Here is a 15699-nt window from a genome sequence, read left to right on the forward strand (position 1 = left end):
TTAAATTTATTGAATAACCCAAGGCTGAGAAAACCAATAATAGCTATTCGGTTTTTTAATTGAAGGCGCTGTACAATTAAAGCGTGAACGGCCTTTGTTAAGTGTTTTAGGAGAGGTTACTTCTACTGTTGTATCAGTTAACCAGTCTAAATTAGCTTTACCAATACCTGAAACATAACAAGCCAGTTGAGCTTTTTTAAAATCCTCCACTTTAAACGAAATAGTTAACGCAGGCGGGTTTTGCTTTGTTACGCTATTACCGTAGCTTAATTGAGTGATATTAAATGCCTGAGAATTTAATTTGGTTGCCAGTGTTTTTATGTCACTGTAAACGCCAGATGCAGGAAAGCGGGGTAAGCGACTAAAGTTAGCGTGTTTGCTTAGTGCACCTGAATGCTGGCCAATGCCTATATAGCCAAGCTCTGTCACTAAAGCTTGTAACTCGTTATCAAACTCTCCGTAGGGGTAGGCTAAATACTTAAAGTCGTGGCCTATTTCATCTTTTATACGTTGTTGTGAATTAACAATATCTTGAGTTATACGTTCTTTCCATTGCGCATTAGTTTCACCGTCAAGTTTTACATGTAAATAGTCATGCTGTGCGGTGTGGTTACTTATAAGTACGCCTTTTTTGCTCAGCTCTTTCAGTTTATCCCACCCCATCACATAGCGTTTACCTTCGTCTATTAGTTTAGGGTTAACAAAAATTGTATAAGGGTAGCCAAACTTTTCTAATATTGGAGCAGCTTGATCATAATTATTGTTGTAACCATCATCAAACGTGATGGCGACGGTTTTATCAGGTAAGGTATGGCCTTGCTTTAAAGCATCAAGTAGTTCATTTAAGGCAATAACATTAAAATCATTATTTTTTAAATAGTTTAGATGCTCTGTAAACGTTTCTTCGCTCACACTGGTAACCGCCGGTAGGGTTTCACTTACATGGTGGTACTGTAAAATAACACCAGCATGAGCACGTAAAGATAACCCAATAAGAGTCAATAATACCAAATGAAACAATTTTTTATACATAATAAAGCACACCATAAAAGCTTGCTGTTGTTAGCAGGACCAATGATATTATCAAATATCACCGTGCCACTGTTAGGAATAGTTGATACCGCGGTTATTGGCCATTTAGGCAGTGCACATTATTTGGCTGGTATTGCGCTAGGCTCAGCCGTTATATCCATTTTATTTTGGCTCGCGGGTTTTTTAAGAATGAGCACGACCGGCATGGTTGCACAAGCCTATGGCCAAAATGACTTAACCCAGCTAGCAGCTTTACTCAAACGAAGCCTATTACTTGCCAGTATAGTGGCATTATTTCTTATTGCTATGTCTCCTTTAATAAAGCATGCCATAGCGTTTTTATCAGACGCGAATAATGCGGTGCTAAGCGAAGCCTACACTTATTTTAGTATTCGAATTTTTAGCGCGCCAGCGGCATTATGTAATTTAGTTTTATTAGGTTGGATGCTAGGCGTCCATTATGGACGAGGGCCTTTTTACCTATTGTTGGTGACAAATAGTGTAAACATTGTGCTCGATATTTATTTTGTTGTTTTTTTAGATTGGGCTGTTGCAGGCGCTGCATGGGCATCGTTAATCGCTGATTATACTGCGCTCGTATTTGCGCTGTTTTTAGTGACTAAACTGGCAAAAAAACAAGGTGTAGCTTTAAGTACTCCGCACTGGTTTAGCTTCAAAAAAATGGCAGGGTTATTGAGTTTAAATCGCGACATTTTTATCCGGTCTTTAATACTTCAGTTGTGTTTTAGCTTTATGACTTTTTATGGTGCGCGTATTGGCGAAACAACCCTTGCAGCGAATGCCGTGTTACTAAATTTTTTGATGTTAGTTAGTTTTGCGTTAGATGGCATAGCTTACGCAAGTGAGGCTAAAGTAGGCCAAGCTAAAGGTCAGCAGAGTGTAAGTAAAATACAACTGTGGGTAAAAATAAGTGTATTTTGGGGAATGTTGTTTGGCGTGGTTTATAGCCTGTTTTTTGCTGTGTTTGGTGCACATATAATTACGCTACTGACCAATGTACCAGAGGTTATTAATGAGGCCACGCAATATTTACCGTGGGTAATTGCTTTGCCATTATTAGCTATGAGCTGTTTTTTATTTGATGGTGTATTTGTTGGTTTAACCCGTGCTAAGGATATGCGAAATAGTATGTTGCTTTCGGCAGCTGTTGGTTTTTTTGGTGTGTTTTGGGTATTTATTGATTGGCAAAATAATGGGTTATGGCTTGCGATGAGCTGTTTTATGCTAATGCGTGGAGTTACATTAATAATTAAATATCAAAAACTTAAGGCTAATAATCAACTGCTAGATTAAGATTTATTTCCATAGATCTGGATCGTGATATTTTGGCCCTATGTCTTTAATTACTTGCGAAAAGCGATTGGCAAAAATGCCACTGTAGCCCCAAAAAGCAAAAAATAGCGCAGGTATTAAAATTAAAACACCAATAATTTGCAAACTATAATGGCTATAGTAACCCGCAAAAATAAAAATCACGGCTAGCACAAACAGTGCTATGCCGCGAAAAAACCGCTTTAAACTTAGCTTAGGGTTGCTCCCTAAGCGGTATATGAGAGGCTTTAGCATTTACTAGGCTTAATAGTAAGAATGGTCGCCAGCTTCGTGATCAGTAATATCTGCAACACCTGTGATCTCGTCAAACTTAGCAATCATTTCTTTCTCGATGCCTTCTTTTAACGTTACATCAATCATAGAACACCCATTACAACCGCCACCAAACTGAAGCACTGCAACGCCAGCAGCTGTAATTTCTACTAGGCTTACTTGGCCGCCATGGTTAGCTAGTTGCGGGTTAACTTCTGTTTCAAGCATGTGCTGAACACGTTCGTTTAATGATGCATCATCACCAATTTTACGTGCTTTTGCATTAGGTGCTTTGAGTGTTAGCTGAGTTCCCATTTTGTCGGTAACAAAATCAATTTCAGCTTCTTCTAAAAAAGGAGCACTTTCAGCATCAACAACGGCATCAAACCCATTAAAGTTTAATCGAATATCGCTGTCTTCAACGGCGTCTTCTGGGCAATAAGAAACACCACACTCGGCTTGTGATGTACCAGGGTTTACAACAAAAACGCGAATATTGGTCTGTTGTGATTGATCTGCTAATAGTTTAGCAAAATGTGCTTGTGCTGTTTCGGAAATAGAAATCATAAAAAACGGCTTTATACCTGACTAAATTACTCGGATACTGCATATCATACTCCGCTCATCGTGTTGCGGCTAGTGTTGAGCGTAAAAAGTTGGCATCTATTTTAAGCAATGCTAGCGTGCAATTAACAAACATTTTTAGAGTGATCTATATGCGTTTATTAATAACAATAATGATGGTAATGCTGAGTTTTTCAAGTGTAGCAAAACCGCTTTCGTACTATTTTGAAGACGATGTTGTATTCGATCCAACCATCCCTACACCAGAAGAGGTATTAGGTTATCAAGTTGGTGAGTGGCATGTAAGGCACGACCAGCTCGTACGCTACATGGAAGCACTTGCTCAAAAGAGCGATAGAATAAACTTTGAGATAATTGGCCGCACACATGAGCAACGACCACTGGTAATGCTAACGGTTACAGCGCCAAATAAGTTAACTCAAATAGAGCAAATACGCCAAACGCACTTGGCTCGCTTAGGTAATAACAGCAAAAAAGCAAAAGATGAACCTGCAGTTGTGTGGATGGGTTACAGCGTGCATGGTAACGAGTCATCGGGTAGTAATGCATCGCTCTTAACGGCTTATTACCTAGCTGCAGCACAAGGTGATGAAATAAACAATTTATTAAATAACACGGTTATTTTACTCGACCCATCACTAAACCCCGACGGACTTGCACGTTTTGCAAATTGGGCAAACAGCAACCGCGGCATGAATTTGTCGTCAGATCCAAAAACTCGCGAGCATACCGAAAACTGGCCAAGCAGCCGCACTAATCATTATTGGTTTGATTTAAACCGAGATTGGCTATTACTACAGCACCCTGAATCGCGTGCGCGTATTGCTAAATTTCATCAGTGGAAACCAAACGTACTTACCGATTTTCATGAAATGGGCCCAAACAGCAGCTACTTTTTTCAGCCGGGCATTCCAAGCAGAAAGCACCCAATTACGCCAGTTGAAAACGTAACATTAACCAAAGCAATTGCTAATTATCATGCCAAAACATTGGATGAAAATAATGCACTGTATTTTACAGAAGAAAGCTTTGACGATTTTTACTATGGAAAAGGTTCAACTTACCCAGATGTAAACGGGGGGATTGGTATTTTGTTTGAGCAAGCAAGCTCTCGTGGCCATATACAAGAGACCATTAATGGCCCTTTAACATTTCCATTTACGATAAAAAATCAGCTATTAACGAGCTTATCTACCTTTAAAGCGGCGGTTGAAAACCGCCAAGCGTTGCTTGACTATCAAGCTAAATTTTATAATCAAGCAACAGAGCTTGCAGGTGACGAAAACTTTGCAGGTTACGTGGTTGAAGGTGCAAAAGACAGCACCCGCATTACCGACTTTTTAGCGCTATTAAAACAACATAAAATAGAGGCATTCGAGCTTACTAAACCATTAAAAGCAGGTGGCATAAACTTTACTACTAACAGCTACTACGTCCCTTTAGCCCAGCCCCAATATCGTTTAGTTAAAGCGATATTTAGCGAGCAAAAAAACTTTGCAGACAATACATTTTACGATGTATCTGGTTGGACATTAGCGCACGCATTTAATCTACCCTTTGCAAAAGTAAAAAGTAACTGGGGGCTAGACGTTGCAGATACTCCTTGGAATAAAGCACCTAAAGCACCCCTATCAAGTTTAGAGTCAGCGTATGCATTTGGTTTTGCATGGGACGACTACTTAGCGCCTAAAATGCTAAATACATTATTAAAGCAAGGTATAAAAGCACGCGTGGCATTGAGCGCCTTAACGGCAAAATCGAGCGCGGGCGACATAAATTTTGAACCAGGTAGTATTATTATTCCGGCTGGTTTGCAAACACAGCAAAACTGGATTGCTTTGTTAAACACTGCGCAAAGTGAATTTGGCATTGCCATAAAACCTATTACAACAGGTTTAACGAGTAAAGGTGCTGATTTGGGTTCACGCTCTATGGCAGTTGTTAAAGCCCCCAAGGTTTTACTGATTGGCGGCCAAGGCACTAGCCAGTACGAAGTAGGTGAAGTGTGGTATTACCTAGATAGGTTTGTAGGTGTTGCCCCTACGATTGTTGAAATGACGCGTTTAAGCTCGCTTGAGCTCAGTGATTATAGTCACATTGTGTTGGCCCACGGTAATTACACTAGCTTAACCGATGCAGAAAAAGTAGCGATTAAAAGCTGGGTAAGAAAAGGCGGGGTTATTTGGGGTCATAAAGGCGGTGCTAAATTTTTAGTCGACCAGCAATTACTTCAAGCAAATTATTTATCGCGACAGGATTTAGCCGGCGCTTTCAAAACTGAAGGCCTTAACTATGGCGATAAAGATCATCTAGCGGGGCGTCAGCGTATTGCTGGGGCTATTTTTAATACTAGCGTGGATTTAACGCACCCAATGACCTTCTCTCTGACGCGCGACACCTTACCGGTATTTAAAAACAGTACATGGTTACTGGAAGCGTCAGAAGCCCCATTTGTTAATGTACTTACTTATACAAAACGCCCGTTATTAGCAGGCTTTACTGACTCTGTAAATGTAGAACAAGTAGCTGAAGGCGCTGGTTTAATAGCACATTCGTACGGACGCGGCAGTGTTATTGCCATGACCGACAACCCTGTATTTAGAGGTTACTGGTATGGTACAAGCCGATTACTCAGTAATGCACTGTTTTTTGGCCATACATTCCGCGCAAGTGGGCAGTAAACTAAATTAACTAAATTGGCGTTAAACAGGTTGTAAATGCCCACACCTGTTTGGCGCCTGCCTTTTTTAAAGCCTGAGTTGCGGCATTTAATGTTGCGCCGGTTGTCATAATATCATCAACAATAGCAACTGTTTTGCCACTCATGTCTTCAGTACATATAAATGCATTAGTCAGATTTTTAATACGCTTTGCTTTAGTGAGTTGCGATTGTGCATGGGTTTTTTTATTGCGAATAAGCGCATTACTTAAAACAACGCGAGAGCGTAAACAAGGGTGCCATACTTGGCTTACTTGATTAAAACCTCGCTTTAAAAAGCGGCTTTTATGCAAAGGTAAAATTATAAATAAATCAGGGGATTGCGTACTACATGTAAAAAACGCATCGAGCTGCTTTTGTACAATTTGTTGAAGTGTTTTTTTGTAATGTATTTGATTACTAAATTTAAGTTGAGTTAACCACTGTTCAAATGGAGGGCGGTAAAAAGCGCAAGCAAATAACCTTTCAAATTCGCAGTTAGGAAACATATCAACAATATCAGGGCGATGAAGTAAATTTGGGTGTTTGGTTACATCTATTAATGCTAAATCTTCTAAGCAATAACCACATAAACCCAGATCAGCGCATACAGGGCTTTTGCATTGTACGCAGTAGGATGGAAACAGCCAGTTAAACAGACCTTTCATGAGATAGTGCCCTGCATTGCAATCATCTTTTTAAACGTTATTATGAGCCTAAGTTTGGTTAAGATTATGCAAATATGCAAAAAGAGTTAGTACTTTTACATGGTTGGGGAATGAATAAAGGCGTTTGGCAGCTTATACAGCCAGAGCTTGAAAACGTATATACAGGACAAGTGCGTAGCCTTGATTTACCAGGGTTTGGCAATAGCGCAACCACATTACCAACCCCATATAATTTGCATGATGCCGCTATGCAATTAAGCCAACAGTTAAAACCTGATTCTATTTTAATGGGGTGGTCTTTAGGTGGTTTGTTTGCTTTGTATATTGCAAAGCACTGGCCTGAAAAAGTGTCTAAGGTTATTTTAGTGGCATCTACGCCTTATTTTGCAGAGCAGGACGAATGGCCAGGAATTAGTGAAAAAGTACTAACTCAGTTTAAAGACCAATTGGTTAATCATAGAGAAAAAACCATTGAACGCTTTTTGGCTATCCAGGCTATGGGAAGTGAGTCGGCCAGAGACGACATAAAACAGCTTAAACAATTGCTAAACCAATATTCAGCACCCAATAATGAGGCGTTAGCCGCCGGCTTAGATATTTTACAAAATGACGATTTACGCGATTTATTTGCAACGTGTCCGGTAAAAATTATGGGTATATTTGGTCGCTTAGATGCATTAGTGCCGTATAAAGCAATAGCTAAAATGTCAGTACTAAATACTGAGTTTGAATACCAAGTAATAGATAAAGCATCTCATGCACCGTTTATTTCTCACAAAAGTGAGTTTTTATCTATCGTTAAATCAATGCTTTAAAAATGCAACGGTCATTGTGCCTAGTAAAGCTTTATTTTGCGCACAAACTGAGCGATAATTAAACAATATTTAAGTGGTGGAGGTTTACCATGTCAATCGGATCTGTATTTAATAATGGTGTTGAAGGGTTTAATCGTGCAAGCCAAGGTATTGAAAAGGCCAGCGCAGAAATTAACCGTGCCAGTATAGAACAGCAAGACGATGCGCAACTTGCACAACAGCGACAGTTAGTCGCAGCAACGCCGGATGAAGCTGTAACAGCACCGGTTGCTCAGCCTGCGCGTATTGACGAATCACTTGTTAACCTAAAAGTTGAAGAATTTAACGCTAAAGCCAATGCGCAAACAATTCAAACAGCTGATGACGTACTGGGTACGTTAGTCGACATTAAAGTGTAATGTAATGAATATTGTCACGCCATTTCCATCAATTAATATAAACACAGCCAATGTTTATACGGAAACCGCTCGGCGTGACAACCAACTACGGGAAGTGATCCCTGCTCCGTCTGCAAATAGCGCAAGTAATACCGAAACCAAAGCGCAAAGCGATGCTGAAAAAGCTAAATTACCGGGCAATAATGAAGGTACAACATATAGCGCGTCGGGTAAGTTAGCTGACGAAAAAGTCGTTCAAGCACGCGATGATGAAAACGCCGAGAACCCTGAGAGCTCTGAAGAGCAAAAAGCGCAGCAACAAGAGTCTGAGCAAGAACAGCAAGTTTTAGAGCAAGAGCAGCAGCAAATAAAAGAGCTAAAAGCGCGCGATACTGAAGTGCGTATTCACGAACAAGCGCATGCTTCTGTAGGTGGTAAATACGCAGGTTCGCCAAGTTACGAATACCAGCGTGGCCCCGACGGCACTAACTATGCAGTGGGCGGCGAGGTACAAATTGACGTTGCTGAAATTCCAGGTGATCCCCAAGCAACCATAGAAAAAATGCAAACGGTTAGAGCCGCAGCCCTAGCTCCTGCAGAGCCTTCGGGTGCTGACCGATCAATAGCGGCAGACGCAACTCAAAAGCTGGTAGCAGCTCAGGCTGAACTTGCAGCGCCTCAAAATGATGAAGACGACAGTGCTGAAAACAACAGCAAAGCGTCATTCACAAGCAGTGAAACGCAAGAAACTAAAACGGCAGACAGTGAACAGCAAACACGAGATGCAGACGTAGAAGCACGCGCAGGACGAATTGCTAATTTTTATCAAATGGCAACTTCGCCATCAACACAAAGTGGTTTTTCAGCAATTTCTTAGCGAATAGCCTTAACACCGACTATTAAACTCTCCTCAATATATTACTTTTAATGCTTACTGATTTGAATTGAATAAAAAAACCGCTTTCGCGGTTTTTTTTATTTTATAGCGTGTAGCGCTTTCCAGTTTTTACTTAAAAGCTAAACAAGCTATATGGCCAGCTATTTTTTTACTTTAGCATTCGCAAATGCATCGGCAAACGCGTTACCCATAACCGCATTACCGCTATCGCGTTTAGGTTTAGCTGCCTTTGGTTGCGCGTTGCTAGTGCGCGGCTGTTGTTTTTGTGCAACCGGGGCTGGTTTGTTGCTGGTGTCTATTTCGTCATTTAAACGCATGGTAAAGCTAATACGTTTACGCGAGGCATCAACCTCTACTACTTTAACTTTTACAATGTCCCCCGCTTTAACTACTTCGCGAGGATCAGATATAAACTTATTAGTAATCGCCGAAATATGTACTAAACCATCTTGGTGAACACCCACATCAACAAATGCACCAAAGTTAGCAACGTTCGATACAACACCTTCTAAAATCATGCCTGGTTTTAGGTCACTTATTTTCTCTACACCCGCTTTAAACTCAGCAGTTTTAAACTCTGGACGTGGATCGCGACCCGGCTTATCAAGTTCAGCAATAATATCGGTAACCGTAGGTAAACCAAATTTTTCGTTGGTGTAGTCGTTAGCAACAAGCTTGTTTAAAAATTCGCTGTTACCTATTAACGTGGTTACTTCTGCGTTGTTCTTTTCGCAAATTTGCTTAACAACAGGGTAGGCTTCAGGGTGAACTGATGAGTTATCAAGCGGGTCGTTGCCATTGTTTATTCGTAAAAAACCAGCAGCTTGTTCAAATGCTTTCGGCCCTAAACGTTCAACCTTTTTCAGCTCGCTGCGTTTTGAAAATGACCCATTAGAATCGCGGTAATTTACAATGTTTTGCGCTAAGGTTTTGTTTAATCCTGATACGCGTGTAAGTAAAGGAACCGACGCCATATTTAAATCAACACCTACCGAGTTTACACAGTCTTCCACAACCGCAGTGAGTGTTTGCCCCAGTTGGCTTTGTGATACATCGTGTTGATATTGTCCTACACCAATTGATTTAGGCTCTATTTTAACAAGCTCAGCAAGCGGGTCTTGTAAGCGACGTGCAATCGATACCGCGCCACGTAAAGATACATCTAAGTCAGGAAATTCGTTAGCTGCAAATTCAGATGCCGAGTAAACCGACGCACCCGCTTCGCTCACCATAATTTTATTTAGTTTTAACTCGGTATTTGCTTTCATTAGCTCAGCAACCAATTTATCTGACTCGCGCGACGCTGTACCGTTACCAATGGCAATCAGTTCTACTTTGTGTTGGCGGCAAAGTTGCTCTAATGTACGCAGTGATTTATCCCAATGGTTTTGCGGGGCATGAGGAAAAATAGTTTGCGTAGTTAGCAGCTTACCTGTGCTGTCTACAACAGCAATTTTGCAACCGGTACGTAAACCGGGATCAAGTCCAAGTGTTGTGCGTGGACCTGCAGGTGCCGCCATTAGTAAGTCTTTTAAGTTTTTAGCAAATACATCAATAGCGCCTGCTTCTGCTTTTTCGCGCATGGCTGCAAAAAACTCGTTTTCTAAGTGTAAACCTAGCTTAATTTTCCACGCCCATTGCACGACGCTTAAAAGCCAAGCACTCGCTGTTTGGTCGGTAATATTTAAGCGGTAGTGCTGTGCAATCATGTTTGCACAAAGTTGAGCGGGGTTTTCTGAGCTTGGCTCTGGGTTCACATTTAATTGAAGTATGCCTTCGTTGCGAGCTCGCAGCATGGCTAATGCACGATGAGAAGGAACTTTAGTAAGTAGCTCCTGATGATCAAAGTAATCGCGATATTTAGTGCCCGCTTGTTCTTGACCTTTAATTACCGTGCTTTGGATTGCACCGTTTTGGCTTATGTGACTTCTTAATTTAGCGAGTAATTTTGCATCTTCAGCAAAACGCTCCATTAAAATAAACTTAGCACCATCAAGCACGGCTTTTATGTCATTAAAACCATTTTCGGCATTAATGTACTGCTCAGCGTGTTGCTCAGGGTTTAAACTCGCGTCGGTAAATAACGCATCGGCTAGGGGCTCTATGCCTGCTTCTATGGCTATTTGGCCTTTGGTGCGGCGCTTTGCTTTATAGGGAAGATATAAATCTTCGAGTTCTGTTTTACTTTGCGCGCTAGTGATGTCGGCTTTAAGCTCTGCGGTGAGCTTTTTTTGAGATTCAATGGTCGATAAAATAAAGCTACGACGTTCTTCAAGTTCTCGAAGGTAAGATAAGCGCTGCTCTAGCAAGCGTAATTGAGTGTCATCTAAACCGCCGGTGACTTCTTTTCTGTAGCGGGCAATAAAGGGAACTGTTGCGCCTTCATCAAGTAATTTTGTTGCAGCAACAACTTGTTGTTGTTGTGCATTTAGCTCACTGGCTAAACGTGCAGAGATATAGCTCATGCAAAAACCTTTTTAAACAAAAAATAAGACCAGAAATAAATATCTGGGTCGGCTAATTGCTTGAATAATATCACATGAAGTTGTAATAAAAAGCTCTTAAAGCAAGCTATTTAACTTGCTTTAAGACGGTTGCTTTGGTTGAGACAGTTAAGCGATAAAACAGCCTCTAATGAGGGTGGTCTACGCTTTCTAGTACGTCGCTAAACGAGTTGGCAATTGGGCTAATATGCAGCGGAATATGCAATGTTTTAGCTATTTGGCGAGCTGAAATTAATCCACATATTTCGTTATTAGCTGTTGTGACTAATAAAAACATCGACCCTTGATGCTCCATTGTTTGCAAAGCATCGCCCACACAGGCATAACTTAAGCTTTGCATGCTGACACCCATTAGCTGGTTTATTGGTGTCATTATATGGCGAAGGCTTACTTCATTTCGTGGTGTATTTAAACGTTGAGCAATAATCGTAATTTTAGCGCTTTGTAAATCAGCACTTGAAACAATACCTATTAGCTTGTGGTCATCATCTATCACCAATACAAAGTCAGCCTGCTGGCTGCTCGTTTGTTTAAGCGCATCAGCGATTGTTGTTTCGTGATGTGCTCGAACAGGTGTTTTTTGCGTAAAGTTATTCACCATTTTTAAAGCGGGTGAGGCTAAATCGATTAACGGTTGATTGTCAGCAAATGGTTTTGCAATAACCCCATGAGAAACATTTTGGGTACGTAATTCTTTAAAGTTAGACATAATATCCACCTATTAGTTAAAAATTTAATTAAATTGAAAGTAATAAATTAAATTAAATAACAGGGGGCCCACGTTGGTACGCAGTGCTAAACGGTCTACTAAAAGATGAACTCTTGTAAAAAGAGTGAGCGCCTTTAGGGAGTGGTTGAGCTGCCTTAAGGGAAATGACATCAACAAATGAATCTTCGTCAAAGTCAGGGGTTGCCTGATCGGGAATATCTAAGGCAATTGAATTATTTAAAACGGTTGGGTGTTCAAGGTTGGTGTGTTGGTTGCTGGCATGCAAAGTCAAACTCACACTCATAAAAAGTGCAAACAATACGGCATTACTAAATATGCGCTGTACTACGTTTGACATAACCATTACAACCTTTGCTAATCTCACATTAAAATTATGTGCGAGCTATTTATATATAGCCTAATGCCATAATTTAAACAATCAAAAGTTAATATGATCTGAATCAAATGCTACTTAGCCTTTTTTTGATACTCAATTGAGTTTATGTACCATTCTTTTTTTCCCTGCGGGGTCATTACTACAAAATCGTCATCAACTTGTTTTTTAATCAGTGCCCGGGCCATGGGTGAGTCGATAGAAATATAGTCTTTTCGGTCGTAAATTTCGTCTGGGCCGACAATTCTGAACTTTTTTATGTCGCCTTGCTCATTTTCTATTTCGACCCACGCACCAAAAAATACTTTTCCGTCTTGCACGGGGGAGTAATCAATAATATTTAAATCGGGAATACGCTTTCGTAAATAACGAACGCGTCGGTCTATTTGGCGCAGCAATCGCTTATTATATTGATAGTCGGCGTTTTCAGAGCGATCGCCTAAGCTTGCTGCCCAGCTAACTATTTTTGTTACTTCAGGGCGTTTTACATTCCATAGGTGGTCGTGTTCTTGTTGCAGTTGCAAATAGCCTTCACGGGTAATTAAATTTGTTTTCATCGACTTTTAATTATTAGCTTCAATGATGGGCACGGTAATAAACTTAGAAAAATTTGTCGAGCTTAAAGTGTTTAAAGCAGCCATTATTGTTGTTTGAAATGTTCAGTAACAATCTAAGGCCGTAATTAGTTTTTGATTATTTGGTTTTTCATTTATATTAATACTTAATTGGATATAAAAATAAGAAACAGGTAATGGGACACGAAACGACAAAAGTATTGGTTGTAGACGACGATATGCGCTTACGTAGCTTATTGGAGCGTTATTTAGTAGAGCAAGGTTTTATTGTAAGAACTGCTGCAAACTCAGAGCAAATGGATAGGCTTTTAGAGCGAGAAAACTTTCACTTAATGGTGCTCGACTTAATGCTTCCCGGTGAAGATGGCTTATCTATTTGCCGTAGGTTACGCCAAAAAGAAAACGAAATCCCTATTGTTATGCTCACCGCAAAGGGCGACGAAGTCGATCGTATCATTGGCTTAGAGCTTGGCGCAGATGATTACATTCCAAAGCCATTTAATCCTCGTGAGTTACTTGCGCGCATTAAAGCCATATTACGCCGCCGCGCTAAAGAAGTCCCAGGTGCGCCCGCCGCAGAAGAAAACCTAATTGCCTTTGGTAAATTTACGCTTAATTTAGCCACTCGTGAAATGAGCGAAGGCGATAAAACAATATCGCTAACCAGTGGCGAGTTTGCCGTACTTAAAGCACTTGTGTCACACCCAAGAGAGCCGCTTAGCCGCGATAAGCTCATGAACTTAGCGCGTGGCCGAGATTACAGTGCCCTAGAGCGCAGTATTGATGTGCAAGTGTCGCGCCTTCGCCGCATGATTGAAATAGATGCGGCTAATCCGCGTTATATTCAAACCGTGTGGGGGTTAGGGTACGTGTTTGTTCCTGACGGTGAAAAGTAGTTTTTATGGGATTTTTTCCACGTAGTGCGTTTGGGCAAACTGTATTTTTGGTAGCGGCGTTATTACTTATAAACCAAGTTGTATCTTACGTAACAGTTAGTTTATATGTTGTAAAACCCACCATAGAGCAAGTTAACTTAATGCTTGCTAAGCAAGTTAAAACCGTTTTTATTGACTGGGAAGACGGTATAGAAATAAACGACGACTTATCAGAAAAGTTTTTTGAAATAACCGGTATTGATGTCATGACCCAGCGCGAAGCCATGCGCCAAGGGCTTGGTCAAACCCGTGAGTACCCGATGCTTTCACGTAGTATGTCTGCGCAGTTAAATGGCTCGGCGCGGGTGCGTATTACGCAAACTGGGCCACTCGTTTACTGGATAGAGGCCCCGCAAGCGCCTGGCTATTGGGTTAAAATTCCGCTTTCAGGGTATCAAGAAAACAACCTCGAATTTTTAACGTTTTACTTATCAAGTATTGGCTTTTTGAGTGTACTAGGTGGTTGGTTATTTGCACGTCACCTAAACCGCCCGCTTAAAGCACTGCAACAAGCGGCAGTAAAAGTAGGTAAAGGCGATTTTAGCACCAAACTAGAAGAAGAAGGCTCTACCGAAGTCATCGAAGTAACGCGTGCGTTTAACCAAATGTCGCGCGGTATCGCTGCTCTTGAAAACGACCGGCGTTTACTTATGGCGGGTGTATCTCACGATTTACGCACACCACTCACACGTATTCGTTTAGCAACCGAGATGATGAGCGACCAAGACGAGTATCTTCGCGAAGGGATTATTTACGATATTGAAGATATGAACGGTATTATCGATCAATTTATTGAATATTTACGTCACCACAAACGCGAAGAACTCAGTTGTGAAGATATAAACGCGTTAGTGGGTGAAGTCGTTAATTGCGAGTTAAAGCATCAGCGTTCTATAACCTTTAAAAGTAACCCAAGTATAGAGAGTATTCCGCTCAGCAGCGTGGCTATAAAGCGTGTTGTAACTAACATGATTGAAAATGCTATTCGCTATTCTGACGGCGATATAGAGGTACTTAGTTATTATAACTCCAATAAGAAATACGTGGTCATTGCTGTAAACGATAATGGCCCAGGTATTCCTGAAAGTGAATTAGAGTCGGTATTTGAACCGTTTAAGCAAGGTGATGCTGCGCGAGGCAGTGAGGGCAGTGGCCTAGGCCTTGCCATTATTAAGCGCATTGTTGATATGCACGACGGCAAAGTAAAACTTGAAAACCGGCCTGAAGGCGGCTTAAGTGCAAAAATTTATCTGCCTATAAAAATACAAAACTCTGCACAGTAACCTGTGCAGAGTTTGCTATTTGTAACACTTAAATATTTGTAAAACTGATATAACCGTGAAGCCTAAAGTGCTTTAAAGCGGATGGCAGTGCCACCGCAACGACAATCGCGGTCGTCCAAGCGGTCAAACCGTTGCAGGCAGTGGTAAAAGCTATACCACAACCACCTTCTACGACAGTAATTATGGCCGTGTAAAAGGGCTGCGTTACCCCAACAACCTCACACTTGAATACAGTTACAATGACGCAGGCTATCAAACGCAGGTAAAAAATGCGGCTAGTGGTTATGTGTATAAAAATATAACTGAATTCGACATATTTGGTAATGGCTCTCAAAATACGCTAGGTAATGGACTCACTGAAAATACTGCTTACAGTAACAAAAGTGGGCAAATGCTCCTAAAAACAATAGCTAAAAATAATAGCAACATTATGAACATCGATTACTCCGCGTACGATGGTTTTGGTAATTTAAAAGCAGTTGATATTACGACAGGTAATATTGGCAATCAGCATAGCTTTAGTGAAACATACGATTATGACGCACTACACCGTTTAGAGAGTAATGCCGTTAATGGTATCAGCACCATCAACTATAGCTATGATGCGGTGGGTAATTTGTT

Annotated in this window: 16 protein-coding genes; 8 read left to right on the plus strand and 8 right to left on the minus strand. The window is 40.9% G+C overall.

Features of this window, described 5'->3' with window-relative positions:
* Window positions 1-6: 6 nt before the first annotated feature.
* A complete protein-coding gene (locus CWB62_RS17370; RefSeq protein ID WP_138527383.1) occupies window positions 7-1032 on the minus strand; it encodes a polysaccharide deacetylase family protein in 1026 nt (341 codons plus the stop codon).
* 42 nt (window positions 1033-1074) lie between these two features.
* On the opposite strand from CWB62_RS17370, the gene CWB62_RS17375 reads away from it, so the two are divergent.
* A complete protein-coding gene (locus CWB62_RS17375) occupies window positions 1075-2346 on the plus strand; it encodes an MATE family efflux transporter (protein WP_138527382.1) in 1272 nt (423 codons plus the stop codon).
* A 3-nt stretch (window positions 2347-2349) separates the two neighbouring features.
* Here the strand turns inward: CWB62_RS17375 and CWB62_RS17380 are convergent, their stop codons facing one another.
* Window positions 2350-2619, minus strand: a complete 270-nt coding sequence (locus CWB62_RS17380) for a hypothetical protein (RefSeq protein WP_058403611.1) — start codon at window positions 2617-2619, stop codon at window positions 2350-2352.
* Between the two features lie 9 nt (window positions 2620-2628).
* Window positions 2629-3204, minus strand: coding sequence for a Fe-S biogenesis protein NfuA (gene nfuA, locus CWB62_RS17385; RefSeq protein WP_058403610.1), 576 nt, complete (start codon window positions 3202-3204; stop codon window positions 2629-2631).
* Window positions 3205-3353: 149 nt separating this feature from the next.
* On the opposite strand from nfuA, the gene CWB62_RS17390 reads away from it, so the two are divergent.
* Window positions 3354-5903 carry a M14 metallopeptidase family protein gene (locus CWB62_RS17390; protein ID WP_138527381.1) on the plus strand — a complete coding sequence of 850 codons (2550 nt, stop codon included), beginning with the start codon at window positions 3354-3356 and terminating at the stop codon, window positions 5901-5903.
* A 10-nt stretch (window positions 5904-5913) separates the two neighbouring features.
* Here the strand turns inward: CWB62_RS17390 and CWB62_RS17395 are convergent, their stop codons facing one another.
* A complete protein-coding gene (locus CWB62_RS17395; protein WP_058403609.1) occupies window positions 5914-6588 on the minus strand; it encodes a ComF family protein in 675 nt (224 codons plus the stop codon).
* Window positions 6589-6662: 74 nt separating this feature from the next.
* On the opposite strand from CWB62_RS17395, the gene bioH reads away from it, so the two are divergent.
* The 3 genes from bioH (at window position 6663) to CWB62_RS17410 (ending at window position 8657) form a co-directional block, all read left to right on the plus strand.
* Window positions 6663-7403 (plus strand): pimeloyl-ACP methyl ester esterase BioH, encoded by a 741-nt coding sequence (gene bioH / locus CWB62_RS17400; RefSeq protein ID WP_138527380.1) that lies wholly within the window; start codon window positions 6663-6665, stop codon window positions 7401-7403.
* Window positions 7404-7492: 89 nt separating this feature from the next.
* The gene (locus CWB62_RS17405) at window positions 7493-7801 is read left to right on the plus strand and encodes a hypothetical protein (RefSeq protein ID WP_006793799.1); all 309 of its coding nucleotides are present in this window, start codon (window positions 7493-7495) and stop codon (window positions 7799-7801) included.
* 4 nt (window positions 7802-7805) lie between these two features.
* Window positions 7806-8657, plus strand: a complete 852-nt coding sequence (locus CWB62_RS17410; RefSeq protein WP_138527379.1) for a putative metalloprotease CJM1_0395 family protein — start codon at window positions 7806-7808, stop codon at window positions 8655-8657.
* 161 nt (window positions 8658-8818) lie between these two features.
* On the opposite strand, the gene CWB62_RS17415 is transcribed toward CWB62_RS17410, so the two are convergent.
* From CWB62_RS17415 to greB, 4 genes are all read right to left on the minus strand, one after another.
* Complete coding sequence (locus CWB62_RS17415; RefSeq protein ID WP_138527378.1) at window positions 8819-11143, minus strand: Tex family protein; 2325 nt, start codon at window positions 11141-11143, stop codon at window positions 8819-8821.
* A 166-nt stretch (window positions 11144-11309) separates the two neighbouring features.
* Window positions 11310-11891, minus strand: coding sequence for a CBS domain-containing protein (locus CWB62_RS17420; RefSeq protein ID WP_138527377.1), 582 nt, complete (start codon window positions 11889-11891; stop codon window positions 11310-11312).
* A gap of 52 nt (window positions 11892-11943) precedes the next feature.
* Window positions 11944-12249, minus strand: coding sequence for a hypothetical protein (locus CWB62_RS17425; RefSeq protein ID WP_138527376.1), 306 nt, complete (start codon window positions 12247-12249; stop codon window positions 11944-11946).
* Window positions 12250-12359: 110 nt separating this feature from the next.
* Window positions 12360-12842, minus strand: coding sequence for a transcription elongation factor GreB (greB, locus tag CWB62_RS17430; protein ID WP_138527375.1), 483 nt, complete (start codon window positions 12840-12842; stop codon window positions 12360-12362).
* A 194-nt stretch (window positions 12843-13036) separates the two neighbouring features.
* Here greB and ompR point away from each other — a divergent pair, with 194 nt between their 5' ends.
* The 3 genes from ompR to CWB62_RS18960 form a co-directional block, all read left to right on the plus strand.
* Complete coding sequence (ompR, locus tag CWB62_RS17435; protein ID WP_006793806.1) at window positions 13037-13756, plus strand: osmolarity response regulator transcription factor OmpR; 720 nt, start codon at window positions 13037-13039, stop codon at window positions 13754-13756.
* Between the two features lie 5 nt (window positions 13757-13761).
* Window positions 13762-15078 (plus strand): two-component system sensor histidine kinase EnvZ, encoded by a 1317-nt coding sequence (gene envZ, locus CWB62_RS17440; protein ID WP_138527374.1) that lies wholly within the window; start codon window positions 13762-13764, stop codon window positions 15076-15078.
* 286 nt (window positions 15079-15364) lie between these two features.
* The coding region (locus CWB62_RS18960) for a hypothetical protein (protein WP_283235014.1) at window positions 15365-15699 on the plus strand (335 nt) is incomplete at its 3' end.

Source organism: Pseudoalteromonas sp. S408, from assembly GCF_005886645.1.
Taxonomy (GTDB): domain Bacteria; phylum Pseudomonadota; class Gammaproteobacteria; order Enterobacterales; family Alteromonadaceae; genus Pseudoalteromonas.

Coding starts and splice junctions, on each gene's coding strand:
- CWB62_RS17370 (WP_138527383.1), bottom strand. CDS start 1,032: ATGTATAAAAAATTGTTTCATTTGGTATTATTGACTCTTATTGGGTTA.
- CWB62_RS17375 (WP_138527382.1), top strand. CDS start 1,075: ATGATATTATCAAATATCACCGTGCCACTGTTAGGAATAGTTGATACC.
- CWB62_RS17380 (WP_058403611.1), bottom strand. CDS start 2,619: ATGCTAAAGCCTCTCATATACCGCTTAGGGAGCAACCCTAAGCTAAGT.
- nfuA (WP_058403610.1), bottom strand. CDS start 3,204: ATGATTTCTATTTCCGAAACAGCACAAGCACATTTTGCTAAACTATTA.
- CWB62_RS17390 (WP_138527381.1), top strand. CDS start 3,354: ATGCGTTTATTAATAACAATAATGATGGTAATGCTGAGTTTTTCAAGT.
- CWB62_RS17395 (WP_058403609.1), bottom strand. CDS start 6,588: ATGAAAGGTCTGTTTAACTGGCTGTTTCCATCCTACTGCGTACAATGC.
- bioH (WP_138527380.1), top strand. CDS start 6,663: ATGCAAAAAGAGTTAGTACTTTTACATGGTTGGGGAATGAATAAAGGC.
- CWB62_RS17405 (WP_006793799.1), top strand. CDS start 7,493: ATGTCAATCGGATCTGTATTTAATAATGGTGTTGAAGGGTTTAATCGT.
- CWB62_RS17410 (WP_138527379.1), top strand. CDS start 7,806: ATGAATATTGTCACGCCATTTCCATCAATTAATATAAACACAGCCAAT.
- CWB62_RS17415 (WP_138527378.1), bottom strand. CDS start 11,143: ATGAGCTATATCTCTGCACGTTTAGCCAGTGAGCTAAATGCACAACAA.
- CWB62_RS17420 (WP_138527377.1), bottom strand. CDS start 11,891: ATGTCTAACTTTAAAGAATTACGTACCCAAAATGTTTCTCATGGGGTT.
- CWB62_RS17425 (WP_138527376.1), bottom strand. CDS start 12,249: ATGTCAAACGTAGTACAGCGCATATTTAGTAATGCCGTATTGTTTGCA.
- greB (WP_138527375.1), bottom strand. CDS start 12,842: ATGAAAACAAATTTAATTACCCGTGAAGGCTATTTGCAACTGCAACAA.
- ompR (WP_006793806.1), top strand. CDS start 13,037: ATGGGACACGAAACGACAAAAGTATTGGTTGTAGACGACGATATGCGC.
- envZ (WP_138527374.1), top strand. CDS start 13,762: ATGGGATTTTTTCCACGTAGTGCGTTTGGGCAAACTGTATTTTTGGTA.